This window comes from Nonomuraea sp. NPDC048882, from assembly GCF_040649755.1.
Taxonomy (GTDB): domain Bacteria; phylum Actinomycetota; class Actinomycetes; order Streptosporangiales; family Streptosporangiaceae; genus Nonomuraea; species Nonomuraea maheshkhaliensis.
The window spans coordinates 315,595-340,352 of the sequence record NZ_JBEZGB010000006.1 but is presented as its reverse complement, the minus strand read 5'-3'; the positions used below and the strand labels follow the sequence as shown (position 1 = coordinate 340,352).

Genomic DNA, 24,758 nt, shown 5'->3' with positions numbered 1-24,758 from the left:
TTCACTGCCGGTTCCGATACGCTTAGCTTCACCATCCAGACCATGCAAACCCAGCAGACTCGGTGATCATGAAAGAATGCTCCGCTCGTGCTCTCAACGCGTCAGGACGATGATTCGTTGAAGATCTCGTGCGTCATCCTCACCATGGGCAACCGGGTCGCGGAGCTGAACCGGGCGGTCGAGTCCGCGCTCAACCAGGTCGACGGCGACGTCGAAGTGGTGATCGTGGGCAACGGCGCCGACGTGCCCGCGGTGTCGGCGACGCCACCCGAGGGGTCGGCCGCGGTCGTGAAAACGATCCGGCTCGACCAGAACACGGGCATTCCCGCCGGCCGTAACCGCGGTGTGGAGGAGTGCTCGGGAGACGTCGTGCTCTTTCTCGACGACGACGGCTGGTACGCCAGCCAGAAGGTCGTCGCGCACGTGCGCGACCGTTTCGCCACCGAGCCCGACCTGGCGGTGATCTCCTTCCGGATCATGGATCCTGACGGCGGCATCGGCCAGCGCCGCCACGTCCCGCGGCTGCGTTCGGGCGACCCGCAGCGCTCCTCGCCGGTGACCACCTTCCTGGGCGGCGCGTCGGCGATCAGACGTTCGGCCTTCCTCCAGGTGGGCGGTCTTCCCGAGCGGTTCTTCTACGCTCACGAGGAGACCGACCTGGCCTGGCGGCTGCTGGGCGAGGGCTACCGGATCGAGTACGACGCCGAGACGGTGATGTACCACCCCCAGGTGCCCCCGACCCGACACGCCGAGTTCCACCGGCTCAACGCGCGCAACCGGGTCTGGCTGGCCCGGCGCAACCTGCCGTGGCCGCTGGCGCTGCTCTACCTGACCAACTGGGTCGTGCTGACCGTCATCCGCGAGCGCGGCGCCTCCGCGGCGCTCAAGGCGTGGTTCGCCGGCTTCTTCGAGGGCCTGCGCACGCCCGCCGGCGAGCGCCGGCCGATGGCGTGGCGGACCGCGTGGCGCATGGTCAAGCTCGGCCGCCCGCCGATCGTCTGAGCCCCGCCGCCCGCGGGGTCAGGTCGTGGTCGCGTCCTCGAACGCCATCGAGGCGTGGGTCACGGTGGTGCTGAACATCGCCCGCTTGGGCAGCCCCAGCTCGCTCAGCTCCTTGGCGATGGGGTGGTTGCCCAGGCGGATCAGCGCGCCGCCGGGGCGGATCTTCGCGCCGCGGGCGCGTACGGACCAGGGGACGCGCCGGGTGACGCCGTCGCGGTGCGTGTAGGCGTCGAGCGGCGCCATGGCGCCGCCGGCCGGCACGGGCAGGCCCGGCTTGACCAGCATGTCGAGCACGAGCCGGCCGTCCTTGCGCAGAATGCACCTCTTGTACGGCGAGGCCAGCCGCAACTCGATGTCGGCCAGCTCCTTGGGAAAGCCCCACAACGTCCGCCCGGCCTCGAGCGTGAACCGCTGGTCCACCGGCAGCCAGTGCACGAAGATCCCGGCCTGGCGCAGGTCCCGGAGCCCCGTGGGGCCCGACCGCCCGGGCGGTCGGACCAGGAAGGCCATGCCGAACTCGTGGTAGGCGTCGAGATCACCGTCGCGGTAGTCCACGAACACGAGCACGCAGACGGCCTTGCCGGGCAGGACCTCGGCCACGTCTAGGCCGGAGTACGCGATCACCGCCCTGGCGGCGTCGGCACGCACCGGGTAGAAGGCGCTGCACACCTCGGCGTCCCTCACCCGCACAGGCATGCCCACCGTCCGGCCTTGGATCAGATGCGATGCCATGGACCCAGTACATCAACCGGCGGCCCGTGTGGCCATTCCCGGCCCGGTGTCGTCCAGGTGCGATGTCCGTGGACCGCGGAGGCAGTGGTCACACGGCGAGGGCGTGCGTCGGGATCCCGGCCCAGGACTCGGCGCGGCGGACGAAGGCGGCGGCGTGGTCCGGCCAGTGGTGGCGCAGCCGCGCCCGCGCGTGCCCCAGCGTGCCCAGCTCGGCCCGGCGCGCCGGGTCCTCCTTCAGGTCCAGTACGGCGTTCAGCACCGCGTCCACGTTCAGCGGCACCACCAGCCCGCAGCCGGCCTCCTCGACCAGAGAGGCGCCCTGCGGGGTGGTGATCACGGGCAGCCCCCGGCCCATGTAGTCCATGATCTTGGTGGGCAGCGCCCTGACCGTGTCGTCGGCCAGGGACAGACCGGCCAGCGCGCCCTCGGCCATGCGCAGGGCGTGGCGGTTGGGCACGTACCCGAACCAGTCGAGCAGCCCGACCCGCTGCGCGTCCCGCAGCAGCGGCCGCACCTCGCGGGCCGCACCGCCGATCAGGTCCAGCCTGATGCCGTGCGGGATCAGCCGCTCGGCCAGCCCGATCAACTCGGTCACGCCGCGTTCCGTGGACAGGCGGCCGAGGTGGACGACCCTGGTGTCACCCGGTGGCGGCGGGCTCGCGGCCACCAGGGTCGCCTCGGGGACCTCGGCGGGCGTGATCAGCCGGTGCCGCCGCCCGGCGCGGGCCAGCTGCCTGGGGGTGACCTGCTCGCGAACGTCCCAGACGACCGGAGGACGGCGGTGGGGCAGCGCGCGCAGAAGCCGGTGGTCGTGCACGAGCAGCAGGTCCGCGTCTCGCACGCCGCGTCTGAGCGCGCTGCGGGCGCGGCCGTAGGAAGCCTGGCGCGGCACGTCCACCGCGGTCAGCCCCATGGCGGGGGTCACGTTGAAATAGCTGAAAGGAGCGACGTAGGTCACCTCGTGGCCCGCGTCGAGCAGCGCCCTGATCTGCCGGTGCATGATCCGGGCGTCCTCGGGATGATGGACGGTGGTGGCGACACATGCGCGCATGTGTCGATGCTCCGCGCCTCCCAGGTCGGAGGCGTTAATGCGGAAGGAACGGTCGCTTAACTTCGGGAGGGACGGCGATAGAGCCAGACCAGCCGGGGCTCAAGCACCCACTTGAAGACCGTACGGGTCTCCGGCAGGCACAGGATGATGGCCAGCGCGAAGCAGCTTGTGCTGATCGCCAGCACGCCCAGCGGCCCGTGCAGCCACGGGAGCTCCAGCCAGCCCATCTCCTTGGCGATCAGCACCGGGATGCCGTGGAGCAGGTAGCAGTAGAGCGTGCGGGTGCCGAGGTCGGTGTACCAGGTCTCGCGCCTGGGCACCAGCGCCAGCACGGCGAAGCACATGGCCAGCGCGCACACGAGCAGCCCGATGCGCACCCCGAGGCCCATGTACCAGGACAGGTCGAGGTCCTGGTAGCTGTTCTTGTAGTAGAACGGGCTGAGCTTGGCCATGGGCGCGATGTAGATCGCCACCCCCGCCGCGCAGAGCACGGTGACGACCGAGACGATCTTGATCCAGCGGCGGTTGAGCAGCTCGAAGTGCTCGGGCTGCAGGACCAGGCCGATGACGAAGAACGGCAGCAGGCCGAAGAAGCGGTCCATGCTGAAGTCGCCGGAGATCTGGGAGAACCCGGCGAACAGGTAGATCGCGATGGCCACCGGCACCGGGTATTTCATCCGCTTCCACACCGGGGTGGACAGGCGCCAGAACAGCAGCGCCAGCAGATACCAGTTGAGCCACGCCGGGTCGATGATGGTCAGGCTCCACTTCTGCCCGAGGGAGAAGCGCAGCGCCGCGTAGCCGACCTCGACGATCACGTAGGGGACGAGGAACGTGTCGACCAGTTTGTTGGTCTTCGCGTTGGAGTTCCAGAAGTTGCGCGACAGATAACCGCTGATCACCACGAACAGCGGCATGTGGAAGACGTAGATGAAGATGTAGAGCGCCCTGGCCGAGTCGGCGGCCAGGGTCGGCACCAGCGAGTGGCCGATCGGCACCAGCGCGATCAGGATGAACTTGACGTTGTCGAGGAACGGATCGCGCTTGCGCGGCTTCGGCTGCTCGGGCTGGGGACGCGGCTCCGGCCGCTCCTGACGCTTCGCGCCGGACTCCGCGGCCTGGACCTGGGCGGGGGCCTGGGTGGGGGCTTTCGCCTGCACCGGGGGCACCGCCGCCTGCGGCGCGGTGCGCTCGCCCGGGGCGACTCCGTGGGGGTCGGTGGCCTCGCTCCAGAAGGTCTCCTCGGGAAGCGGCCACCGGGCCCCCGTGTCTGCGGGGCCCTCCTCTGGGCTCCGCGGGGGCGTGACCGGTCGGGAGGATCTGGTCTCAGACACTAGGGGAGTCGCTCAGCTTCGCTCGGGTCCGGGGAACACGACGGCAACACGACCAGGAACACCCTTGCGGCTCCGTGTCGCGCTGCGTCGCCGACCCGAAACAGACTATCCCGCACTCGTGGGTCCTGTCTCACGCAGCGGCCCAGATCGTCCCGTTACACAGGGAACTTTGAGGCTCAGGTGCAGACGTTCTTCTGCTCGGAGGCGGTGATGGTGCTGTTGTTGACGCTGTCGGGCAGCTTGGTCACCTTGACCGACTCGAAGTCCTCGCCGACCACCAGCTGGATCACCGGGGTGCCCTTCTTCGGGCCGGCTCCCGCCGTGGTGGCGGGGTTCGCGGTGGTGTACGGCTGCGCGTTGGTCGCCGCCACCTTGCCCGAGGCGGCCTGAGGCTTGGGCAGCACCGATGCGCCCAGCGCGACGGCGTGGTCGGCCGCCGTCTCGATCGTCTTGGCGTAGTGGATCTCACTCTTCGGCAGGCTCACGCCGCCCGGCGCCTCGAAGTTGCCCAGTCCGACGACGTTGAAGCCCTGCTTGGCCAGTTCGTCGGCGACCTCGCGGGCCTTGCCCACGGTCTTGGTGCCGTTGAGCACCTGGACCTTCACCTGCTCGGGCTTGATCGCGACCTTGGGCTTGGCGCTCGCGGTGGCGGTCGGCGCGGGGACGGGCTCGGTGTCGGTCTTGATCGAGGTGAACAGCTCGGTGGCGTCCGGCTCCTTCCAGACCACCCGGTTCGGATCGTCGGGGGCGGGACCCCAGGGCACCGTGGTGAACTTGACGCCGCCGGCGGTCATCTCCTTGGCGCTCATCGCGATCTGGATGAGCTGCTCGGTGTCGTTGGCCAGCTCGGGGTCCATGGTGACCGAGCCGGCCGCCGCCGCGATGAAGTCTCTGAGCCGGCCCACGTCGGTGAGCAGGTCGCTGCTGGTCGCCTTGGCCACGACCTTGCTCAGGAAGATCTGCTGCCGCTTGATGCGCTGGATGTCGCTGCCGTCGCCGTATTTGCGCAGGCGTACGTAGCCCAGCGCCTTCTCGCCGTTGAGCAGGCTCTTGCCGGCCGGCAGCACCAGTTTGGAGGCCCTGTCGTTGACGCCCGACTTCAGGCAGATCTCTATGCCGCCGAGCGCGTCCACGATGTTCTTGAAGCCGCTGAAGTCGACCTCGACGAAGTGGTTGACCCGGATGCCGGTCAGCGTCTCGATGGTGGAGATCGTGCAGGCGATGCCGCCCGAGTTGTACGCCGAGTTGATCATGTCCCGGCGCGGCGCCATCTCCTGCTTGGTGGCCTCGTTCTTGCACCTGGGGATCTGTACCAGGGAGTCGCGCGGGAAGCTGATCAGCCGCGCCTTGTCCCGGCCGGGGGAGATGTGCATGAGGATGATCGTGTCGGTGCGCTTGCCGCCGGCGTCGGCCGTGCGGGCCAGCTGCTGGCCGTAGCGCGCGTTGCCCTTGCCCGCCCGGGTGTCGGAGCCGACGAGCAGCACGTTGAGCGCGCCCGTGTCGGGAGGGCGGGGGTTGATGATGTCTTCCTTGACGCTCTTCTCGTTGATGTTGCCGAAGGCGTCGCGGTAGAGGGTGTACGCCGTCAGCGTGCCCGCGACCATCACCGAGGTCAGGCCGATGCTGACCCAGGCCAGCACGCGCATCTTGGTCTGGCCGTTGCCCGAGCCGCCCGAGCGGTGCCCGTGTGAGGGCCGCGGGTCCGGCGGCGGCGGGGGTGGCGGCGCGGCGGCGGCCGCCCGGCGGGCCATCCGGCTGCCCGGCTGCGTCGGCGCACCTCGGCGATCGTGCACGGGATCGACTACCGGCGGCACGCCTCTGTAGTCACTCATACGCCCCCTAGCCTCACTCCTTGCGCCGCCGGCTTGGTCGCTCCGCGCCACGAGACTAGGTCACGTACGGCGTGCCACGTGCCCGATCGTGCGGAACGGCCCGTGACCCGGGTGTGATGTTTCCGCGGCACAGCATACTCAGAGCCGGACATTGGGTGGAATATCATCGCCAAACTCTTTCCTGCCACCGATCCGTCCTCGGTCGTCAGGCTCGGTGGTCAGGCCCGAGGCTTCGACTTGATGCTCAGGGCGGCCGCCAGGCAGGCCAGGGGCACGGCCGGCAGCACGTACCGGTAGTCGAACTCGGCCGCCGCGGCCGGAGTGACCAGCAGCACCACGGCCACCGACCAGGACACCGCCCAGGCGGGCGGCCCCGCCGGCTTCGCGCCGGGACGCCTGCTCCGGCGCCGGCGGACGATCGCCGCGACCGGCGACACCAGCAGGATCCCCAGGAGCACCGGGCCGGGCAGCCGCACCAGACTCTGGTAGGCCCGCAGCCATCCGGCGTAGGGCTCGACGATCTCCGTACCGATCGCACCCTGCTCGTAGAGCTTGGCATACTCGGCGCCGACCTGCGCGGGATAGCGCCCTGGCGGTCCGGGAGGGGTCACCGGGAACTGGTAGTAGGCGTAGATCTCGGGATCGGGGTAGACCGGGCGATCCCAGGTGAACGTGCGGCCCAGCTCGGTCAGCACCGAGGCGGCGTAGTCGAGCGGCTGGCTGGTGATCGCCAGCGTCGCGAACCTGGCCGCCAGGTCGTCGTTCTCCTTCGTGAACGTGATGCCCGGCCGCAGGACGAGCGGGGAGTCCTTGGCCCAGATGTACTCCTGCGACGGGGGCCGCCGCTCCGGCGGGCGCGGGTCGCACAGGACCGCCAGGTCGGGCGGGGGGTCCATCTTGGCGCAGTCGGCGAAGGACATCGCGCGCGCGTACAGGAAGACGCCGTTCGCGCCGATCAGGCCGGTTCGCTGATAGGTGGCGTGGAACCAGGCGCCGTACGCGATGATCGGCACCAGCGCGGCGGCCAGCAGCACGGCGGCCGGCCTGAACCGCCGGCGCAGCACGAACCAGGCGGCCACCACCACGATGAGCGGCTGGCCGACGGTCCTGGTGAGCGTGGCGGCGGCCAGCAGCAGCCCGATCGCCACCACGGTGGCGGTCGTCGGGGCGGCCATCCGGGCGGGCCACCGTGTCGTGCACAGCGCCACGGCGGTGACGACCAGGAACATGAACAGCGTGTCGGAGACGAGCAGGTGCTCCAGCTCGATCTGGTACGCGTCCAGCAGCACCGGCACGGTCGCCAGTGTCCTGGCCCAGCGCGGGGCCCTGCGTGCCGCCCGGTAGATCAGCACGGCGGCGGCCAGGCCGAGCAGGTGCTGCACCACCGTGACGGCGGCGAAGGCGTGCAGCGGCTCAAGGAGCTTGAGGAACATCGAGTAGCCGGCCGGGCGCACCAGGTCGGGGCGGGGTCTGAAGACCGTGACGACGTAGGTGTAGGTGTCGGGGAACCACAGGGCGGGCCGGTAGCCCAGCATGGCCAGCGCGCGCAGGGCGGCGCCGAGGGCGAGCACCGCCAGGAACCAGCCGTGCCGCCGCGCCCAGGGCTTCGGGTCGCGCGGCAGGCGGTGGCCGCGGCCGGTCTTCGCGGGCTCGGCGTCACGAGCCTCCGACATCACCCGCACGTTCCTCCCGCTCCTCCGGCGCGTCGCCTGACCACAGGGCCACGTGGCCCGCTGACCGCGTCGCCGCACAGCTCGCCGGCCGCGTCGCCGCATGACCTCGCGAACCGCCGGCCGCGTGGTCCGTACGCTACCCGGGATCGGGGTGGACTCGTGCCGCCTGAGCGGCCCGTGCGGCGGGCGCGCACGGTTCCACCTGGGGGTTCGCGGGGTGGGGGCAAGATCGGCGGGTGCCGTGCGCACGGGGTGTGCCGGGTTGGATACGCTCGCTCAGCCATGGAAGTCGATCGACCCGGCCGGGTGCTCGCCACGCTGTCCGTACTGCCCGCACTGGCCGTGGCGGGCTGGCTGCTCGCGGGCCTGCCGCTGCTGCTGCTCGGCCGGTTCACGCCGCCGCTCGCCGCGCTGCTCGGCGTGCCCGCGGCGGCGCTGCTGTGCTGGGCGGGCACACGAGGGCTCGGCCGCCGCGCGGAAGCGCGCGGGCCGGGCGGCGCGAACGACGGGGACACATCGCGGCCGGGTGGCGCGAAGGGCGGGGACGCGTCGCGGCCGGGTGGTGCCACGGCCGGGGAGGCCGGGTCGGCGGCCACCTGGTGGCAGGTGGGCGGGGTCGCGGCGGTGGCCGTGGCGTCCGGGGCGTTCAACGCGATCATGCACAGCGAGCAGCTCGCCGTCAGGCGCGACCCGGCCACCTACGCCCAGTACGCCGCCTGGATCGCCGGCCACGGCTCCCTGCCCATCCCCACCCAGGCCGAGGCGTTCGGCGGCCCCGACCCGGAGTTGATCTTCAAAAGCGTCGGCTTGTACGCCGAGAACGGCGCCGTGGTGCCGCAGTTCATGCCGGGCCCGCCGCTGCTGTTCGCGATCGGGAACTGGCTCGGGACGCCGTTCCTGATCCCGGCCGTGCTGGGCGCGCTGGCCGTGCTGACGCTGGCCGGGGTGGTGGCACGGCTGTCGGGAGCGCGCTGGGCGGTGCTCGCGGCGCTCTCGTTCGCCGTGAGCCTGCCGATCCTCTACACCTCTCGCACCACGTTCAGCGAGATCCCGTCGCTGATCCTGCTGTTCGGCGGACTGGCGCTGACCTACGACGCGCTCGCCCGCCCGGCCTGGTGGAAGGGGTTGCCGGCCGGGCTGGTGTTCGGGCTGGCGGTGCTGGTCAGGGTGGACGGGCTGCGCGACGTGCTGCCGGTGCTGGCGTTCGCGGGGCTGCTGATCGCGATGCGGCGGCGCGGCAGGCCGCAGGGGGCGGTGGGGCCTGCGCTGCTGGCGGGGCTGATCGCCGGGGCCGGGATCGGGATGCTGGCGGCGTACGTACTGGCTCGTCCTTATCTTTCCTACCTGTCCGGGTCGGTGCGGCCGCTGCTGCTCATCTGCGCGGGCGTGCTCGTGCTGATCACGGCCGGCACGGCCGCCGCGCCGGCGCTGGCCAGGATCCGGCTGCCGTCGTGGGCGCCGCCGGCGGGCGCGGGGCTGGTGCTGCTGCTGATGGCGCTCCTGTACGCCCGCCCCTGGTTTCAGACCGTGACCCGGGCGCCGGCCAACCCCGACGACGTGCGCACGTTCGAGATGATCCAGCAGATCCAGCGCGCGAACGGCATGCCGCTCGACGGCACCCGCCTGTACTTCGAGAACTCCCTGCACTGGGTCATCTGGTACCTCGGCGCCCCCGTCGTCCTGCTGGCCACGCTCGGCGCCGCGCTCCTCGTGCGCAAGCTGCTGCGCGACGGCGCGCCGTTCGAGTGGCTGCTGCCGCTCGCGATCGTGGGCTGGACGACCGTCACGACGCTGCTGCGCCCCGAGATCACCCCCGACCATCCGTGGGCCGCGCGCCGCCTGGTCCCGATCGTCATCCCCGGGCTGATCCTGCTGGCCACGTACGGGCTGGCCCGGCTGCACGTCCTGGCGGACCGGCATGGGCCGCTGGTGCGCAAGTGGGGGGCGGTGCTGACTGTGGCGCTCGTGCTCGTGCCGCCGGCCGTGACCTCGATCGGCACCGCGTTCACCCCGGTCGAGCGGGGCGAGGCGGCGGCGGTCGAGGCGATGTGCGCGCGGATCCCGCGCGACGCCTCCGTGCTGATCGTGGAGCGGGTCACCGCCGACCGGTTCACCCAGGTCGTCCGCGGCATGTGCGGCCTGCCCGCGGCGCAGGTGTCCAGGCCGGACCAGGGCCAGACCGCGCCGCCCGAGCAGGTGCGCAGGCTGGCCGGGCGGGTGCGGGCGGCGGGGCGCGTGCCGGTCGTGCTCGGGGCCGAGCAGGGCCAGGTCTCCCCGTACGGGACCGCCACGCAGATCCTCGGCTTGGTCACCCGCCAGGACGAACGCTCACTCGTGGACGCCCCGAACGCCACGTGGTCCCTGCGGATGAACGTGTGGATGGCCGTCGCCTGATCGTATGGTCCAGACTGGAAGCTGTCCCGAATCAGGAGCTCCCGGTAGGCCGATGTGGACTCGCCTTTCGGCTGGGCAGAGTAACCTCGACCCCCGTGAGCACGCTTGAGACCCCCAAGAGTGGAATTGCCGTGGAAGAAGCGCCGTACGTCACGATCGTCCTGCCCTGCTACAACGAGCAGGATCACGTCATCGACGAGGTGGAGCGCATCACCAAGGCGATGGACTCGAGCGGCTACACCTACGAGCTGGTCGCCGTGGACGACTGCTCGACCGACGACACGCTGGCCAAGCTGAAGCAGGCCGCGCCCGACTACCCCCACCTGCGCATCCGCGCCTTCCACCGCAACGGCGGCGCCGGCACCGTGCGGCGCATCGGCTCGCAGGAGGCCAAGGGCGAGATCGTCGTCTGGACCGACGCCGACATGTCCTACGCCAACGAGCGCATCCCCGAGCTGGTGCAGATCCTGGAGAAGGACGCCGCCATCGACATGGTCGTCGGGGCGCGCACCAGCGAGGAGGGCTCGCACAAGCTGCTGCGCGTGCCCGCCAAGTTCGTGATCCGCAAGGTGGCGGAGATGCTGGCCGGGCAGAAGATCCCCGACCTCAACTCCGGGCTGCGCGCCTTCCGCAAGTCGGTGGCCAAGCCCTACCTGCGGCTGCTGCCGCCCGGGTTCTCCTGCGTCACCACGATCACGCTGTCGTTCCTGTCGAACCAGCACGACGTCTACTACCTGCCGACCGAATACGCCAAGCGGGCCGGCAAGTCGAAGTTCAGCTTCGTCTCCGACGCCTACCGCTACATCCTCCAGGTGCTGCGGATGATCATGTACTTCAACCCGCTCAAGGTGCTCATGCCGCCGGCGTTGTGGCTGGTGGGCATCGGGTTCGTGAAGGGCGTCTGGGACATGGTCCAGCACCCGTTCTACTTCCCGGCCAACACCGTGATGATCTTCCTGTCGGGCATGCTCATCGGGTCCGTGGCGCTGCTGGCCGACCTGATCGTGCGCTCGCGGGGAGAGTGACGTTGCGGATCGCGATCGTCGGCCCGACATATCCGTACAAGGGGGGCGGGGCGCAGCACACGACCGAGCTGGCGCACCGCCTCGCCGCACTGGGCCACGACGTGGTGATCGAGTCGTGGCGGGCGCAATACCCGTCCTTCCTCTATCCGGGGCAGCAGACGATCTCCGCGCCCGAGGGCACACCGTACGAGAAGACCGCGCGCCGGCTCGACTGGCGGCGGCCCGACGGCTGGGTGGCGGCCGGGCGGCGGCTGCGCTCGGCCGACCTGCTGGTGCTGGCGGTGCTGAGCCCGGTGCAGGTGCCCGCGTACCTGGGCATTCTCCTCGGGATCGGGCGCAGGACCAGGACGATCGCGCTCTGCCACAACGTGCTGCCGCACGAGCGCAAGCCGTACGACCGGCCGCTGATGACGGCCCTGCTCAAGCGGGTCGACGCCGTGCTGACCCACTCCGAGCAGCAGGCGGCACTGGCCAGAGGGCTCACCGGAAGTCCGGTCGAGGTGGCCGCGCTGCCGCCGCACCTTCCTTCCACGACCGGTGAGCGGTCGGCCGAGGTGCACCGGCGGCTGCTCTTCTTCGGCATCGTGCGGCCGTACAAGGGGCTCGACCTGCTGCTGCGGGCGCTGCCCGAGGGGATAGGGCTGACCGTCGCGGGCGAGTTCTGGGGCGGGCTCGACGAGACGAAGGCGCTGATCGCCGAGCTGGGCCTGGGCGAGCGGGTGGAGCTGCGGCCCGGCTACGTGGCGGCCGGCGACGTGCCGAAGCTGTTCGCCGCGGCCGACGCGCTCGTGCTGCCCTACCGCAACGCCACGGCCAGCCAGAACGTCTGGCTCGCGCACGAGCACGGCGTGCCGGTGATCGCCACCCGGGTGGGGGCGCTGGCCGACCACGTCACCGACGGCGTCGACGGGCTGCTGGTCGAGCCGGGCGACGTGGACGCGCTGCGCGCGGCCATCGAGCGGTTCTACGCCTCAGGCGAGCCCGAGAGGTTGCGGTCGGGGGTCAAGGCGGTCGATCCCGAGCCGTTCTGGTCGGCGTACGCCGGGGCGCTGCTCGGCGCCTGACGGCCCAGCAGGAACGCGATGCCCGCGGCCGCCGCGTCGGCCAGCGTGAACGCCAGCCGCGACACGATCGCCACCGCCAGCGCGGCCGGCGTGCCGATGACCGGGCCGAGCACGAGCACCAGCGCGCCCTCCCTGACCCCGACGCCGGCCGGGACCACGACCGTGAGGATGCCGGTCGCCCAGGCGAACGCGTACGCGCCGGTCGCGACGAGGTAGAGGTCGGTGCTGCCCGCGACCAGCCAGATGTGCACGCCGTAGACGAACCAGCCGAGGGCCGTCCACGCCACCGCGACCACCACCGTGCGGCCCGGCAGCACGCTCTCCAGCGGCTCCTTCCGCGCGACGCGCAACGCCAGGTTGAGGCCCCAGGTGAGCACCTTCGGATGCAGGCACACGATGATCGCCGGCACGAGCAGCACCAGGTACCAGGCTTCGCGCACCGCCTCCAGCCGGCCCAGCGTGGCCGCGGCGATCGAGATCGCCACCCCCAGGTTGATCACCAGGCCGAGCGAGATCGTGGCGAACGTGCGCCGCGGCGGGCTCCCGTGGTCGCGGCCGAGGTCCATCATCGCCGCGTACGCCCACACCGCCCCCGGGATGTACTTCCCGAGCTGCCCCACGAACATGATCCGCCCGGCGATCCGCACCGGCACCCGCGTGCCGAGCCCCGCCAGGATCTCCCGCCAGGCCAGCAGCATGAAGAACTGGCCGAGCAGCACCGCCGCGAAGGCCCCGAGCACCGCCCACGGCGACATCGCGGCCAGGGCCGTGGTCGTGTCGTCCCAGTTGGCGGCCAGCCCGTAGCCGAGGAAACCCAGCGCGACCAGGGCGAGCACGATGCGCAGCAGGCGGCGGAGCATTGGCTCAGGTTACGCGTGGTTCACCAGGTATAGCCAGACGGCCACGGCGACGATCAGCACGACGGCGGCCACGGCCATCGAGATCTTGACCACGCTGTACGGCCGGTCGCCCTGCACCTCCCCGTTCGCCCCGTTGATCAGCACCTGGTACGTCTTGCCGGCGAACAGGTAGTTGCCCGCCCACACCGGCAGCAGCACCAGCTTGAACGTGACGCCGGAGTAGGTCGTGCGCACCGACGACACCTGCTGCACGTCCCCGCCGATGTCGCGGCGGCAGTCGGCGTGGATGACCTCGGCCATGAGCTGCTTGGCCTGCTCGAAGCCGGTCTGCGGCTCGTAGTCGTAGCGCAGAGTGTGGTGCCCGGCGAGATAGGCGGGGTCGTAGGGGAGCGCGTACCCCAGCGGCCAGGGCTGCAGCGCGGTCAGCCGCTCGGGCGGGACCCGGCCGGTCGCCACGGTCAGCACGTCGTCGAACCCGCGCGCCACCCGGCCCGCCGCCGGACGCCAGCGGGTGCGCCGCTGCCGGCGGGTGCGCCGGTTGCCGTTCGAGTCGGTGTAGCTGGAGCTCACGTAGTAGTGCTCGCCACGCCTGCCGGTGTAGTCGGAGACCGTCTGGGTGTCGAACGTCCAGTGCGGCAAGTACGTGCTCTTCATCGTCTCCGCCTCGCTGACCTTCTTGAGGCGGCTCGGGGCGAACCAGCGGCTCTTGACCCAGACGCGCAGTGCGTTCCGCGCGCCTGCCCGGTCCAGAGCGAACGGGAGCACCGCCTCGGGGGCGATCTGGTCGTCGTGCACCGGATCGGCCACCAGATTGGTGCCGCAGAACTGGCAGGCCCGCGACAGCGCGTCGCTGTCCGTACGGGCGCCGCAGCCCGGGCAGCTGTACTGGTGCCTGGCCAGGGAACGGACGCGCGGCTTGGCCATGAAGGCGTCGAAGGAGAACTCGCGTACCGGCCTGGCGGGCGAGGCGATGCGCTGCTCGGCGCCGCAGTACGGGCAGCGCAGGACGGCGGTGCCGGGAGCGAACGCCACGCTCGCGCCGCAGCCCTGGCAGGGGCGGGCGGGGGTCTGGGCGGGTGAGGTCATGGTGGATCAGGAGGGTGGGAGCGGGGGCGGGGTGTCGTGCAGGAGGGCGGCGAGTTCGGGCACGTCGCGGGCCGGAACCCACTGGGACATCCCGGTCTTCCACACCAGGCTCTCCGGCGTGAGCCCGTTGCCGGGCAGCTCCGCCGCGCCGAACGGCCCTCGTTGTGCACCGTTCACCCCGATGAACCAGCGTACGTTCCCGGGCAACGGTGGCGGCCCGTCAGAAGGCTGGGACGGCTGGGTTTTCTGGGGGGCCAGGGACTCGGCCATCTGCCGGCCGGCGGCGATGCCCATGCCCAGCCCCATGCCCTCCGCCGCCCCGCCCGCGTTCTCCAGCGCGTTCGCCGCCTGGAACCTCGCGTAGTCGCCCAGATCGCCCACGATCTCCATCTGCGACCGCTTGTCCAGCGCCCGCTCCACCTCCTCGGGCAGCGAGATGTTCTCGATCGTGAACGTGGGGACGGCCAGCCCCACGCCGGCCAGGTCGGCGGTCAGCGCCGTCGCCAGCCGCCGTCCCATCTCGTGCTGGTCGGCGGCCAGGTCGAGCAGGGGCACGCCGGCGCTCGCGAGGGCGGGCGCGAGCCGGCCCACGACGAGCTGGCGCAGGTAGCCCTCCACCTCCTCGGTACGGAACTGCGGATCGGTCCCCGCCAGCTCGCGCAACAGCGCCGGGGCGTCGGTCACCCTGGCCGCGTACGAGCCGAACGCCCGCAGCCGCACCGGCCCGAACTCGGGGTCGCGCACGATGACCGGGTTCTGCGTCCCCCACTTGAAGTCGGCGAACTGGCGGGTGCTGACGAAGTACACCTCGGCCTTGAACGGCGAGTGGAAGCCGTGTTTCCAGCCCTTGAGCGTGGACAGGACCGGCAGGTTCCGCGTCTCCAGCGTGTAGGTCCCCGGCGCGAACGCGTCCGCGATCCGGCCCTCGTTGACGAAGACGGCGGTCTGCGACTCGCGCACGATCAGCCGGGCGCCCATCTTGATCTCGTTGTCGTGGCGCGGAAAACGCCAGACGAGGGTGTCGCGGGTGTCGTCGAGCCACTCGACGATGTCGATGAATTCGCCGCGGATCTTGTCGAACAGCGCCACTTCGCCCCCGTCCGTGCTGGTTTCGCCGGTCGGCCACCGTACCAAAGGCGTTTGACGTCGGAGTGGCGTCGAGGTCGGGTGGAGGTCGGTACGGTGGGGAACCGTGGTGAAGCAACGGGTCGCGCAGCTCGAATACTCAGAGTTCCAGTCCGCCATGCTCGACGAGGCGAAGCGCAGGCGGAAGGCGGCGAAGATCATCGCGGTGCTGGAACACTTCCACGGGCCGCTCAGCGGGCTGACCGTGGGCGACGTGGGCTGCTCCGCCGGGTTCATCGCCGACGAGCTGGCGGGCGCGGGGGCCGGCCACACCCTGGGCATCGACATCGACGTGCCGGGGCTGCGCAAGGCGGCCGACCGGTTCGGTGAGCGGGTGGCGTTCGTCTGCGGCGACGGCACGGCGCTGCCGTTCCCCGACGGCTCGATCGACGTGCTGGTGTTCAACCACATCTACGAGCACGTGGTCGACCCCGACGCCGTGGTGGCCGAGATGCACCGGGTGCTGTCCGACGACGGGGCGCTCTACCTGGGTCTCGGCAACCGGCTCGGGATCATGGAGCCCCACTACAAGCTGCCGTTCCTGTCCTACCTGCCGCCCGGCCTGGCCGACCGCTACGTGCGCGCCTTCGGGCGGGCCGACCACTACTACGAGCGGTTCAGGACGCGGCGCGGGCTGCGCAGGATGCTGCGGGCCTTCCACGTGTGGGACTACACGTTCCCGGTGCTCGCCACGCCCACGCAGTTCGCCGGGGGAGAGCTGTTTCCCGGGATGCCGGGGAAGGTGGTCAAGGCGGTGCTGTCGCGGGCCCCGCGCGGGGTGCTCAAACTGCTGCTGCCGGTGGTGCCGACGTACCTGTGGGTGGCGACAAAGACGCCGCGCCGGCCGGTGGGCGCGACGCTGCCGCAGCCGCCCGAACTGGTCCGCCCGCTGTGAGCGTCGAAGAAGACACGACGGTGGAGCCCGTGCCGCGCCGCCGGTCCATGGGTCGCCGGCTGGTCAGATACGGCTTTCTGGCGGTCGCGCTCGGCTTCGGCACGTGGGCGGTGGCCCGGCAGTGGGACGACGTGGTGGCCGGGTTCTCCCGGCTGACCCCGGCCGCGCTGGCGGGCGCGCTGGTGGCGGTGGTCGCCGCGCTGCTCGGGGCCATGCTCACCTGGCGCACCCTGCTGGCCGACCTGGGCTCGCCGCTGCCTCCCAGGCCCGCGGCCAAGGTGTTCTTCGTCGGCCAGCTCGGCAAATACATCCCGGGCACGATCTGGCCCGTGCTCGCCCAGATGGAGATGGGCCGCGACCTCGGCGTGCCCCGCGCGCGCAGCGCGGCGGCGTTCTTCCTGATGATGCCCATCCAGCTGGCCACCGGCCTGCTGGTCACGCTGGTCACGCTCGGCTGGGACCGCTACGGCTGGCTGCTGCTGTTCATCCCGCTGCTGCTGGTCCTGCTCGAACCCAAGGTGATCAACGCCGTCATCGGGTACGCCCTGCGCCGGCTCAAGCGCGAGCCCCTCGAACGGCCGCTGACCAGGCGCGGCATGCTCACGGCGCTGGGCTGGGCGTTGACCGGCTGGATCGCCTACGGTGTGCACCTCTACTTCGTCGCCCCCCAGGGCGGCCTCGTCTTCGCGATCGGAGCCTTCGCCCTGTCGTGGTGCCTGGGCATCCTGACCTTCGTGATCCCGGCGGGGGCGGGGGTCAGGGAGCTGGCCATGGTGGCGATCCTGGCGCCCCACCTCGATCAGGGCGCCGCCATCGCGGTGGCGCTTTCGTCAAGGATCGTCATCATCGTGGGGGATCTGATCTGTGCCGGACTGGCGGGAATCGCGGCGCGTCGCGACTCGGTGTGATTTGGCCCACGATTTAGGGGAGGCTGGTCATAAGGTGAACTTCAGAGGGGGACGACCAGTCCCACGTTGATCTTGAGGGGAGAAGATCTTCGTATGCCTCGAGTGCTCGTCGACGCGGTAGCGGTCCCCGCGGACCGCGGCGCGTTGATCAGATACGTTGACGGGCTGGTGGCCGCGCTCGACCGGGCCGGCGCCGACATCGCGGTGGTCTGCCAGCGGGCCGAAGCGGAACGCTACAGACGCCTCGCACCTTCGGCCCAGGTGATCCCCGGGCCGGTCTCGATCACCAACAGAGCCGCCAGGCTGGCCTGGGAGCAGAGCGGACTGCCCCTTCTCGCCCGCCAGGCCGGCGCCGACGTGATCCACGCCCCCTACTACTCCATTCCGCTCAGCGCGGGCCTGCCGACCGTCGTGACGGTGCACGACACGACGTGGTTCACCGAGCCCGACCAGCTCAGCCCGCGCGCCTCGTTCTTCCGCTCGGCCACCCGCACCGCCGTCCGCCACGCCAGGCGGGTGATCGTGCCGTCCAAGGCGACGAGGGACGAGCTCATCCGGGTACTGTCCGCCGACCCCACCCGCATCGACGTCGCCTACCACGGCGTCGACCTGACCCAGTTCCACCCGCCGACGGGCGAGGAGATCCGCAGGTCCGCCATGAGGTGCGGGCTGCACGACCAGCCGTACGTGGCCTTCCTCGGCGCCCTCGACCCGCGCAAGAACGTGCCCAACCTCATCAGGGGCTTCGCCGCCGCCGTCAAGCGGCTGGACGAGCCGCCGGCGCTGGTGCTCGGCGGAGGCGTGCACGAGGACGACGTGGACGCCGCCTGCCGGGAGGTGGAGGCCACCGTCAGGGTGATCAGGCCGGGCTACCTGCGCGCGCCCGACCTGCCCGGGTTCCTCGGCGGGGCGCTCGTGGTCGCCTTCCCCTCGCGTGGCGAGGGGTTCGGGCTGCCGGTCCTTGAGGCCATGGCCTGCGGCGCGCCGGTCCTGACGACACACCGCAGCTCGCTGCCCGAGGTGGGCGGCGACGCGGTCGCCTACACCGAGCCGGACGCCGACAGCATCGCCACGGCGCTCGGCGAGTTGCTGGCATCTCCCCAGCGCAGGCACCAGTTGCGGGAGGCGGGCCTGGCCCGATCCCGCGAATTCACCTGGGACGCCAGCGCCGAGGCGCATCTCAGCTCCTACCAACGCGCGATCGAATAGTTCGGTAACCTCACGGAGTGATGGAGAGCTCTTTGCCAGACCTCGAGGCGATCCTCCTGGTCGGGGGGCAGGGCACGCGCCTGCGTCCGCTGACACTGGGCACGCCGAAGCCGCTGCTGCCCACCGCCGGGGTGCCGTTCCTGGCGCACCAACTCGCCCGGGCGCGATCTTTCGGCGTACGCCGGATCGTGTTCGCGACGTCGTACAAGGCGGCCATGTTCGAGCCCGCCTTCGGCGACGGGGCGGCGTTCGGGCTCTCGCTGGAATACATGACGGAAGAGACGCCGCTGGGCACGGGCGGAGCCATCCGCAACGCCGGCGAGGCGCTCGACGCGGGCCCCGACGACCCCGTCCTCATCCTCAACGGCGACATCCTCTCCGGTCACGACATCGGCGCGCAGGTGCGCCTGCACCGTGACAGGCAGGCCGCTGTAACGCTCCATTTGACAGAGGTCGACGATCCCTCTCGCTTCGGCTGCGTGCCGACCGACGAGGCGGGGCGGGTGACGGCGTTCCTGGAGAAGACGCCCAACCCGGTGACCAACCGGATCAACGCCGGCTGCTACGTCTTCACCCGCTCGGTGATCGACTCGATCCCGCGCGACGAGGTCGTGTCGGTCGAGCGCGAGACGTTTCCCGGGCTGATCGAGTCGGATCAGCTCATCATGGGCTACGCCGACCGCACCTACTGGCTCGACGTCGGCACGCCGAGCGCCTACGTGCAGGGTTCGCGTGACCTGGTGCTGGGCCGGCTGGCCTCGCCCGCGCTGCCCGGCCCGACCGGCGAATACCTGGCGCTCGACGGCGCCAGGATCTCGCCCGAGGCCAAGATCCAGGACGGCACGGCGGTCGGCGCGCGCGTGGTCGTCGAGGCGGGGGCGACGGTGGCCGGGTCGGTGCTCAGCGACGACTGCGTCGTGGAGACCGGGGCCCGGGTGACCGACTCCGTCGTGGGGCAGCGGGCGCGCATCTGCGCGGGCACGGTGGTGCGCGACGCGGTGATCGGCGACGACGCCGTCGTGGGGCCCGGCAACGAGCTGCAGCACGGCGTACGCGTCTGGCCGGGCATCGAGCTGCCCGAGCGGGCCCTGCGTTACTCCAGCGACGTCTGACCCCCTTGTCTCGGCCGCGGCCCTGCTTGTGCTTGGGGCGCAGGCTGTTCGCCGCGCGCTGAGCCCGGCCTGAGCAGGTGAGGGGCAGGGGCAGACTGGTGGGGTGATGGAGCGCAGGTGGGTGCCCGCGGGGCCGCTGGACGTGGGGCTGACGCTGATGCCCCACCGGCGTGGCGGCGGCGACCCCACCTGGCGCCGTGAGAGCGGTGGCGTCGTGTGGCGCACCTCCAGGACCCCCGACGGCCCCTGCACGCTCAGGGTGAGCGTCAAGGCCGGGTGCGTGCACGGGCAGGCGTGGGGGCCGGGCGCGGTCTGGGCTCTGGAGACCCTGCCGGCGCTGCTGGGCGCCGATGACGACGTCGCCGGGTTCAGCGTCGAGCACGACGTGCTGGCCGAGGCGGTCAGGAGGAATCCTGGGCTGCGGATCGGGCGTACGGGGCGGGTGATGGAGGCCCTCGTGCCGGCGGTGCTGGAGCAGAAGGTCGTCGGGCGGGAGGCGTGGCGGGCCTGGCGGTGGCTGCTCGGCCGCTACGGCGAGCCTGCTCCCGGGCCCGCGCCCGAGGGCATGCGGGTCGTGCCGGAGAGCGACGTGTGGCGGCAGATCCCGAGCTGGCACTGGCACCAGGCGGGCGCCGAGGCCGTACGCGCCAGGACCATCGCGGGCGCCGCCTGGCACGCCGCCAAGCTGGAGGCCGCCGCCACCAGCGAGGAACTCGACAGGCTGCTGCGCGCGCTGCCCGGGATCGGGGTGTGGACCTCGGCCGAGGTGCGCCAGCGCGCCTTCGGCGACCCCGACGCCGTCAGCGTCGGTGACTTCCATCTGGCCAAGCTGGTCGGTTACGCCCTGACCGGGGAGAAGACCGATGATTCCGGGATGATGCGGCTGCTTGAGCCGTACACCGGGCATCGGCACCGCGCCACGGTCCTGGTCTGGCTCAGCGGCGTGCGCCCGCCGGCGCGGGGGCCCCGGATGCCGGTCCGCGACTACCGCGCGTTCTGAGCCCGGTGTGGTGAGCCGACCCTGGGTGCGTACGGCGAACTCAGGCGGACGTACTGTGCCTCTATGAGTTCTGACTCCGCGCTCCGCCGCGCCCTCGCCCGCGCCAGGGACGGCAAGACCCTCGACGTCACCGAGGCGACCGTCCTCCTGCACGCCCGGGACGAGCACCTCGATACGCTTCTCGACCACGCCTCCCGCGTGCGCGACGCCGGGCTGCGTGCCGCCGGGCGCGAGGGGGTCATCACCTACAGCAGGAAGGTGTTCATCCCGTTGACCCGGCTCTGCCGGGACCGTTGTGGATACTGCACTTTTGCCACGGCTCCGCACAAGCTGCCCGCGCCGTTCCTGAGCCCGGACGAGGTGCTGGAGATCGCCCGCCAGGGGGCGGCGATGGGGTGCAAGGAGGCGCTGTTCACGCTGGGGGACCGGCCGGAGGACCGCTGGCACCAGGCGAGGGAGTGGCTCGACGCGCACGGCTATGACGACACGTTGTCCTATGTGCGCGCGATGGCGATCAGGGTGCTGGAGGAGACCGGGCTGCTGCCGCACCTCAACCCGGGGGTGCTGAGCTGGCGGGACCTGCAGCGGCTCAAGCCGGTCGCGCCGTCGATGGGGATGATGCTGGAGACGACGTCGCGGCGGCTGTTCGAGGAGAAGGGGCAGGCCCACTACGGCTCGCCGGACAAGGATCCCGCCGTGCGGCTGCGCGTGCTGGAGGACGCGGGACGGACGAACGTGCCGTTCACCACCGGGATCCTCATCGGCATCGGCGAGACCGTCGAGGACCGGGCCGAGTCGATCTTCGCGATCCGGCGGGTGGCCAGGGAGTACGGCGGCATCCAGGAAGTCATCGTGCAGAACTTCCGCGCCAAGCCCGACACCGCCATGCGCGGCCTGCCGGACGCCGACCTCCAGGAGCTGGCCGCCACGATCGCCGTCGCGCGGCTGGTCCTAGGCCCCCGCGTACGGCTGCAGGCGCCGCCCAACCTGGTGGACTCCGAGTACGAGCTGATGATCAGAGCCGGGATCGACGACTGGGGCGGCGTGTCCCCGCTCACCCCCGACCACGTCAACCCGGAACGGCCGTGGCCGCAGATCGACGACCTCGCGGATCGTACGGCCGGCGCCGGCTTCCAGCTCCGCGAGCGTTTGACGATCTATCCGGAATACGTGCAGGCGGGGGAGCCCTGGCTCGACCCCCGCCTGTTCGCCCACGTCGCCGCGCTCGCCGACCCGGCCACCGGGCTGGCCCGCGAGGACGCCGTGCTCGAAGGCCGGCCCTGGCAGGAGCCCGACGGCGGATTCACCGCGTCCGGCCGGGTCGATCTGCACGTCGAGGTCGACACCACCGGCCGCACCGCCGACCGCAGGGACGACTTCGACCACGTCTACGGCGACTGGGACGCCCTCCGCGACCGCCTCCCCTCGCCCGCCGCCGCGTTCTCTGGTGAGGTGCGGCAGGCGCTGGCCAGGGCCGCCGCCGATCCCGCCGGGCTGACGGACGCGGAGGCCGTGGCGCTGCTGAGCGCCGACGGCGAGGAGCTGGACGAGCTGGCCGCCATCGCCGACGCCCTGCGCGCGGAGGCGGCCGGCGACGCGGTCACCTACGTCGTCAACCGGAACATCAACTTCACCAACGTCTGCTACACCGGCTGCCGCTTCTGCGCCTTCGCCCAGCGCAGGACCGACGCCGACGCCTACACGCTCAGCCTCGACCAGGTCGCCGACCGCGCGGAGGAGGCGTGGGCGGCCGGCGCCACCGAGGTGTGCATGCAGGGCGGCATCCACCCCGACCTGCCCGGCACCGCGTACTTCGAGATCGCCAAGGCGGTCAAGGCCAGGACGCCCGGCATGCACGTGCACGCGTTCTCCCCGATGGAGGTGATCAACGGAGCGAGCCGGACGAACCTGTCCATCCGCGACTGGCTGGAGGCCGCCAAGGAGGCCGGCGTGGACTCCCTGCCGGGGACGGCGGCCGAGATCCTCGACGACGACGTGCGCTGGGTGCTGACCAAGGGCAAGCTGCCCGCCAAGGAGTGGGTCGAGGTCATCACCACCGCGCACCAGGTCGGCCTGCCCACCACCGCCACCATGATGTACGGGCACGTCGACAACCACCTGCACTGGGTCAGGCACATCAAGCTCATCAGGCGGCTGCAGGAGCAGACCGGCGGGTTCTCGGAGTTCGTGCTGCTGCCGTTCGTGCACACCAGCGCCCCCATCTACCTGGCGGGCGTGGCCAGGCCGGGCCCGACCGCGCGGGAGAACCGGGCCGTGCACGCGCTGGCCAGGATCCTGCTGCACGGCGCGATCGGGAACATCCAGTGCTCCTGGGTCAAGCTCCAGGACGACCTGTGCCGCCAGGTGCTCACGGGCGGCGTCAACGATCTCGGCGGCACCCTGATGGAGGAGACGATCAGCCGGATGGCGGGGTCGGAGAACGGCTCGTACAAGACGATCAGCGAGCTGCGCGAGATGGTCGCGGTCACCGGCAGGCCGGCCAGGCAGCGCACCACCGAGTACGGCGTCCCGAGCGAGGAGCGGCTGGCGGCCTCGGCGGCCAGCGACGGCGTCTGCCAGAGCGTCAGAAGGGTGCTCCCGCTGGCCTAGTTGTAACATGTTCTAACAAGCACTTGCGTCCGCCCAGTGAGTCGCTGGGAGAATCGTCACTCCCCTGGGAGAGAGGTTCACCGTGCGGTTGGGTCGACACCGCGCCGCGCTGCCCCCCGAGCAGCGGCGGAGGAAGGCACTCCAGCGCGGCATCCTGGCCGGGCTGTCCGCCGTGGCCATCGTCGCGGCCGGCCTGGTCGTGATCTTCGGCAGCGGCGGCGTGCTGTGCACCACACGAGAGCCTGTTCTGGTCGACGTGGCCGCAGCGGTGGACGTGGCTCCTGCCGTGATGGAGGCGGCGAGCCGGTTCAACGGGACGAAGACGGCCGTGGGTGGCCGGTGCGTGCTGGTCCAGGTGACCGAGCAGCCGCCGGCCACCGTCCTGCGCACGCTGATCGGCGACCGGGCCGGCGTGCTGAGCGAGCGGCCCGACGGCTGGATCGCCGACTCCTCCGCCTGGATCAGGCTGGCCCGCCAGCAGGGCGCGAGCGCGCTGCCCGCGGGGGAGAGCGTGGTGGCCACCTCGCCGCTGGTGTTCGCCACCCGGTCGTCGCTGGCCCAGCGCTTCTCCGTGGGGCGGACCGAGATGAACTGGCGGATGGTCTTCCCCTCGACCGTGCGCGGGCGGCTGACGCCCAACGCGGACGAACCGGACGTCGTACGCGTGCCCGACCCGTCGCTGGCCGGGGCCGGCATCGCGACCGTGGCCGCCGCGCGGGACGTCGTCGGGAAGGGGCCCGAGGCGGACAAGGCGCTGACCGCGTTCGTTCGGTGGGCGCAGGCGGGCTCGGCGCCCGACTACCGCAGCATGCTGGCCGCGGTGGACGACCGTACGTTCTGGCAGCGCCCGGTCGTGATCGTGCCCGAGCAGTCCGTGTGGCAGCACAACCTGCGGCCCTCCGCCGATCCGGTCGTGGCCCTGCATCCGCGCGAGGGCACGATCAACCTCGACTATCCGTACGTCGTCACCGCCACCGATCCCTCCGTCGCCGAGGCGTCGAGCGTCTTCGCGGGCTGGCTGAAGGGCGCGCAGGCGCAGGAGATCGTGCGCAGGGCGGGGTTCAGGTCGGGCGACGGCGCCCAAGGGCCGATCTCGCCCGGCCCGCAGATCCCCACGGAGGCGCCCAGGACCAGGGCCTCGGTGTCGCCGCAGGACATCGACGACGCGCTGCTGGCCTGGAGCAGGCTGGCCCCGCCGACCAACATCCTCGTGCTGGCCGACACCTCCAAGCACATGGCCGAGCCGTTGAACGGCACCACGCGGGTCAGCGTGGCGCTGGCGGCGGCCAAGATCGGGTTGCAGCTCTTCCCCGCTTCCACGCACATGGGTCTGTGGGAGTTCGCCGACAAGGTCGGGCGCATCAAGGGGTATCAGGAACGCGTGGCCCTCGGCCCGATCAGCGAGCCCGACAGCGGGCAGGTCATCCGCAAGAGCCGCCTGGACGAGCTGACCAGCACGATCGCCGCCCATCCCAAGCTCGCCAGCTCCCTGTACGACGCCATCCACAGCGGCTTTCGCGAGGTCAGCGAGGAGTACCGGGAGGAGATGAACAACGCGCTCCTGGTGATCACGGCCGGCCGGGACGACGGCAAGGGCGTGAACCTGCGCCAGTTGCTCGACCAGTTGCGGCGTGAGTGGAACCCGGACAAGCCCGTACAGATCATCGTCATCGCGTTCGGCAAGGACGTGGACCGGGCGGCCCTGTCGCAGATCACGGCCGCCACGAACGGCTCACTGCACGAGGCCCAGGAGCCCGGCGAGATCATCGACGTGTTCCTCGCCGCCCTGGCCCGCCGCCTCTGCCATCCGACCTGCAAACCCACCACCTGACCGCCCGCCCCAGGG

At 71.4% G+C, this 24,758-nt stretch carries 19 protein-coding genes; 11 read left to right on the top strand and 8 right to left on the bottom strand.

The window, feature by feature from the left end:
* Positions 1-117: 117 nt before the first annotated feature.
* Complete coding sequence (locus tag AB0C27_RS23380; RefSeq protein WP_346102448.1) at positions 118-1,002, top strand: glycosyltransferase; 885 nt, start codon at positions 118-120, stop codon at positions 1,000-1,002.
* 18 nt (positions 1,003-1,020) lie between these two features.
* Here AB0C27_RS23380 and AB0C27_RS23375 read toward each other — a convergent pair whose 3' ends face one another.
* The 5 genes from AB0C27_RS23375 to AB0C27_RS23355 all read right to left on the bottom strand — a co-directional run bounded on the left by AB0C27_RS23375 (position 1,021) and on the right by AB0C27_RS23355 (position 7,624).
* Positions 1,021-1,698 (bottom strand): acetoacetate decarboxylase family protein, encoded by a 678-nt coding sequence (locus AB0C27_RS23375; RefSeq protein ID WP_357847262.1) that lies wholly within the window; start codon positions 1,696-1,698, stop codon positions 1,021-1,023.
* 124 nt (positions 1,699-1,822) lie between these two features.
* The gene (locus tag AB0C27_RS23370; RefSeq protein ID WP_357847259.1) at positions 1,823-2,785 is read right to left on the bottom strand and encodes a glycosyltransferase; all 963 of its coding nucleotides are present in this window, start codon (positions 2,783-2,785) and stop codon (positions 1,823-1,825) included.
* Positions 2,786-2,841: 56 nt separating this feature from the next.
* Positions 2,842-4,119, bottom strand: coding sequence for an acyltransferase family protein (locus AB0C27_RS23365; RefSeq protein ID WP_357847256.1), 1,278 nt, complete (start codon positions 4,117-4,119; stop codon positions 2,842-2,844).
* 176 nt (positions 4,120-4,295) lie between these two features.
* Positions 4,296-5,951, bottom strand: coding sequence for an LCP family protein (locus AB0C27_RS23360; protein ID WP_357847253.1), 1,656 nt, complete (start codon positions 5,949-5,951; stop codon positions 4,296-4,298).
* A gap of 218 nt (positions 5,952-6,169) precedes the next feature.
* The gene (locus tag AB0C27_RS23355) at positions 6,170-7,624 is read right to left on the bottom strand and encodes a hypothetical protein (protein ID WP_357847250.1); all 1,455 of its coding nucleotides are present in this window, start codon (positions 7,622-7,624) and stop codon (positions 6,170-6,172) included.
* A gap of 282 nt (positions 7,625-7,906) precedes the next feature.
* On the opposite strand from AB0C27_RS23355, the gene AB0C27_RS23350 reads away from it, so the two are divergent.
* From AB0C27_RS23350 to AB0C27_RS23340, 3 genes are all read left to right on the top strand, one after another.
* Positions 7,907-10,018 (top strand): glycosyltransferase family 39 protein, encoded by a 2,112-nt coding sequence (locus tag AB0C27_RS23350; RefSeq protein WP_357847247.1) that lies wholly within the window; start codon positions 7,907-7,909, stop codon positions 10,016-10,018.
* 95 nt (positions 10,019-10,113) lie between these two features.
* Positions 10,114-11,043: a glycosyltransferase family 2 protein gene (locus tag AB0C27_RS23345; RefSeq protein ID WP_357847244.1), complete on the top strand. Its 930-nt coding sequence runs from the start codon at positions 10,114-10,116 to the stop codon at positions 11,041-11,043.
* Between the two features lie 2 nt (positions 11,044-11,045).
* On the top strand, positions 11,046-12,107 hold the full coding sequence (locus AB0C27_RS23340) for a glycosyltransferase family 4 protein (protein WP_357847241.1): 1,062 nt from the start codon (positions 11,046-11,048) through the stop codon (positions 12,105-12,107).
* Here AB0C27_RS23340 and AB0C27_RS23335 read toward each other — a convergent pair.
* From AB0C27_RS23335 to AB0C27_RS23325, 3 genes are read right to left on the bottom strand one after another with little or no spacing between them, the layout of a single operon-like run.
* Positions 12,008-12,967 (bottom strand): lysylphosphatidylglycerol synthase transmembrane domain-containing protein, encoded by a 960-nt coding sequence (locus tag AB0C27_RS23335; protein ID WP_357847238.1) that lies wholly within the window; start codon positions 12,965-12,967, stop codon positions 12,008-12,010. The two genes, AB0C27_RS23340 and AB0C27_RS23335, sit on opposite strands and share 100 nt — an antisense overlap.
* A gap of 9 nt (positions 12,968-12,976) precedes the next feature.
* A complete protein-coding gene (locus tag AB0C27_RS23330; protein ID WP_357847235.1) occupies positions 12,977-14,053 on the bottom strand; it encodes a hypothetical protein in 1,077 nt (358 codons plus the stop codon).
* Between the two features lie 6 nt (positions 14,054-14,059).
* Positions 14,060-15,142 (bottom strand): SPFH domain-containing protein, encoded by a 1,083-nt coding sequence (locus AB0C27_RS23325; RefSeq protein ID WP_357847231.1) that lies wholly within the window; start codon positions 15,140-15,142, stop codon positions 14,060-14,062.
* 103 nt (positions 15,143-15,245) lie between these two features.
* Here AB0C27_RS23325 and AB0C27_RS23320 point away from each other — a divergent pair, with 103 nt between their 5' ends.
* The 7 genes from AB0C27_RS23320 (at position 15,246) to AB0C27_RS23290 (ending at position 24,743) form a co-directional block, all read left to right on the top strand.
* Positions 15,246-16,073 (top strand): class I SAM-dependent methyltransferase, encoded by an 828-nt coding sequence (locus AB0C27_RS23320; protein WP_357847228.1) that lies wholly within the window; start codon positions 15,246-15,248, stop codon positions 16,071-16,073.
* Positions 16,070-16,981 carry a lysylphosphatidylglycerol synthase domain-containing protein gene (locus tag AB0C27_RS23315; RefSeq protein ID WP_357847224.1) on the top strand — a complete coding sequence of 304 codons (912 nt, stop codon included), beginning with the start codon at positions 16,070-16,072 and terminating at the stop codon, positions 16,979-16,981. The genes AB0C27_RS23320 and AB0C27_RS23315 overlap by 4 nt, the downstream gene beginning before the upstream one ends.
* A 93-nt stretch (positions 16,982-17,074) precedes the next feature.
* On the top strand, positions 17,075-18,190 hold the full coding sequence (locus AB0C27_RS23310) for a glycosyltransferase family 1 protein (RefSeq protein WP_357847221.1): 1,116 nt from the start codon (positions 17,075-17,077) through the stop codon (positions 18,188-18,190).
* A 20-nt stretch (positions 18,191-18,210) separates the two neighbouring features.
* Positions 18,211-19,302 carry an NDP-sugar synthase gene (locus AB0C27_RS23305; protein WP_357847218.1) on the top strand — a complete coding sequence of 364 codons (1,092 nt, stop codon included), beginning with the start codon at positions 18,211-18,213 and terminating at the stop codon, positions 19,300-19,302.
* A gap of 106 nt (positions 19,303-19,408) precedes the next feature.
* Positions 19,409-20,302 (top strand): DNA-3-methyladenine glycosylase 2 family protein, encoded by an 894-nt coding sequence (locus tag AB0C27_RS23300; RefSeq protein ID WP_357847875.1) that lies wholly within the window; start codon positions 19,409-19,411, stop codon positions 20,300-20,302.
* 63 nt (positions 20,303-20,365) lie between these two features.
* A complete protein-coding gene (locus AB0C27_RS23295; protein WP_357847215.1) occupies positions 20,366-22,912 on the top strand; it encodes a bifunctional FO biosynthesis protein CofGH in 2,547 nt (848 codons plus the stop codon).
* A gap of 82 nt (positions 22,913-22,994) precedes the next feature.
* Complete coding sequence (locus tag AB0C27_RS23290) at positions 22,995-24,743, top strand: substrate-binding and VWA domain-containing protein (RefSeq protein ID WP_357847212.1); 1,749 nt, start codon at positions 22,995-22,997, stop codon at positions 24,741-24,743.
* The last annotated feature ends 15 nt before the right edge of the window (positions 24,744-24,758 follow it).

Coding starts and splice junctions, on each gene's coding strand:
- AB0C27_RS23375 (WP_357847262.1), bottom strand. CDS start 1,698: ATGCCTGTGCGGGTGAGGGACGCCGAGGTGTGCAGCGCCTTCTACCCG.
- AB0C27_RS23360 (WP_357847253.1), bottom strand. CDS start 5,951: ATGAGTGACTACAGAGGCGTGCCGCCGGTAGTCGATCCCGTGCACGAT.
- AB0C27_RS23350 (WP_357847247.1), top strand. CDS start 7,907: ATGGAAGTCGATCGACCCGGCCGGGTGCTCGCCACGCTGTCCGTACTG.
- AB0C27_RS23330 (WP_357847235.1), bottom strand. CDS start 14,053: ATGACCTCACCCGCCCAGACCCCCGCCCGCCCCTGCCAGGGCTGCGGC.
- AB0C27_RS23295 (WP_357847215.1), top strand. CDS start 20,366: ATGAGTTCTGACTCCGCGCTCCGCCGCGCCCTCGCCCGCGCCAGGGAC.
- AB0C27_RS23300 (WP_357847875.1), top strand. CDS start 19,409: ATGGAGCGCAGGTGGGTGCCCGCGGGGCCGCTGGACGTGGGGCTGACG.
- AB0C27_RS23310 (WP_357847221.1), top strand. CDS start 17,075: ATGCCTCGAGTGCTCGTCGACGCGGTAGCGGTCCCCGCGGACCGCGGC.
- AB0C27_RS23335 (WP_357847238.1), bottom strand. CDS start 12,967: ATGCTCCGCCGCCTGCTGCGCATCGTGCTCGCCCTGGTCGCGCTGGGT.
- AB0C27_RS23355 (WP_357847250.1), bottom strand. CDS start 7,624: ATGTCGGAGGCTCGTGACGCCGAGCCCGCGAAGACCGGCCGCGGCCAC.
- AB0C27_RS23370 (WP_357847259.1), bottom strand. CDS start 2,785: ATGCGCGCATGTGTCGCCACCACCGTCCATCATCCCGAGGACGCCCGG.
- AB0C27_RS23305 (WP_357847218.1), top strand. CDS start 18,211: ATGGAGAGCTCTTTGCCAGACCTCGAGGCGATCCTCCTGGTCGGGGGG.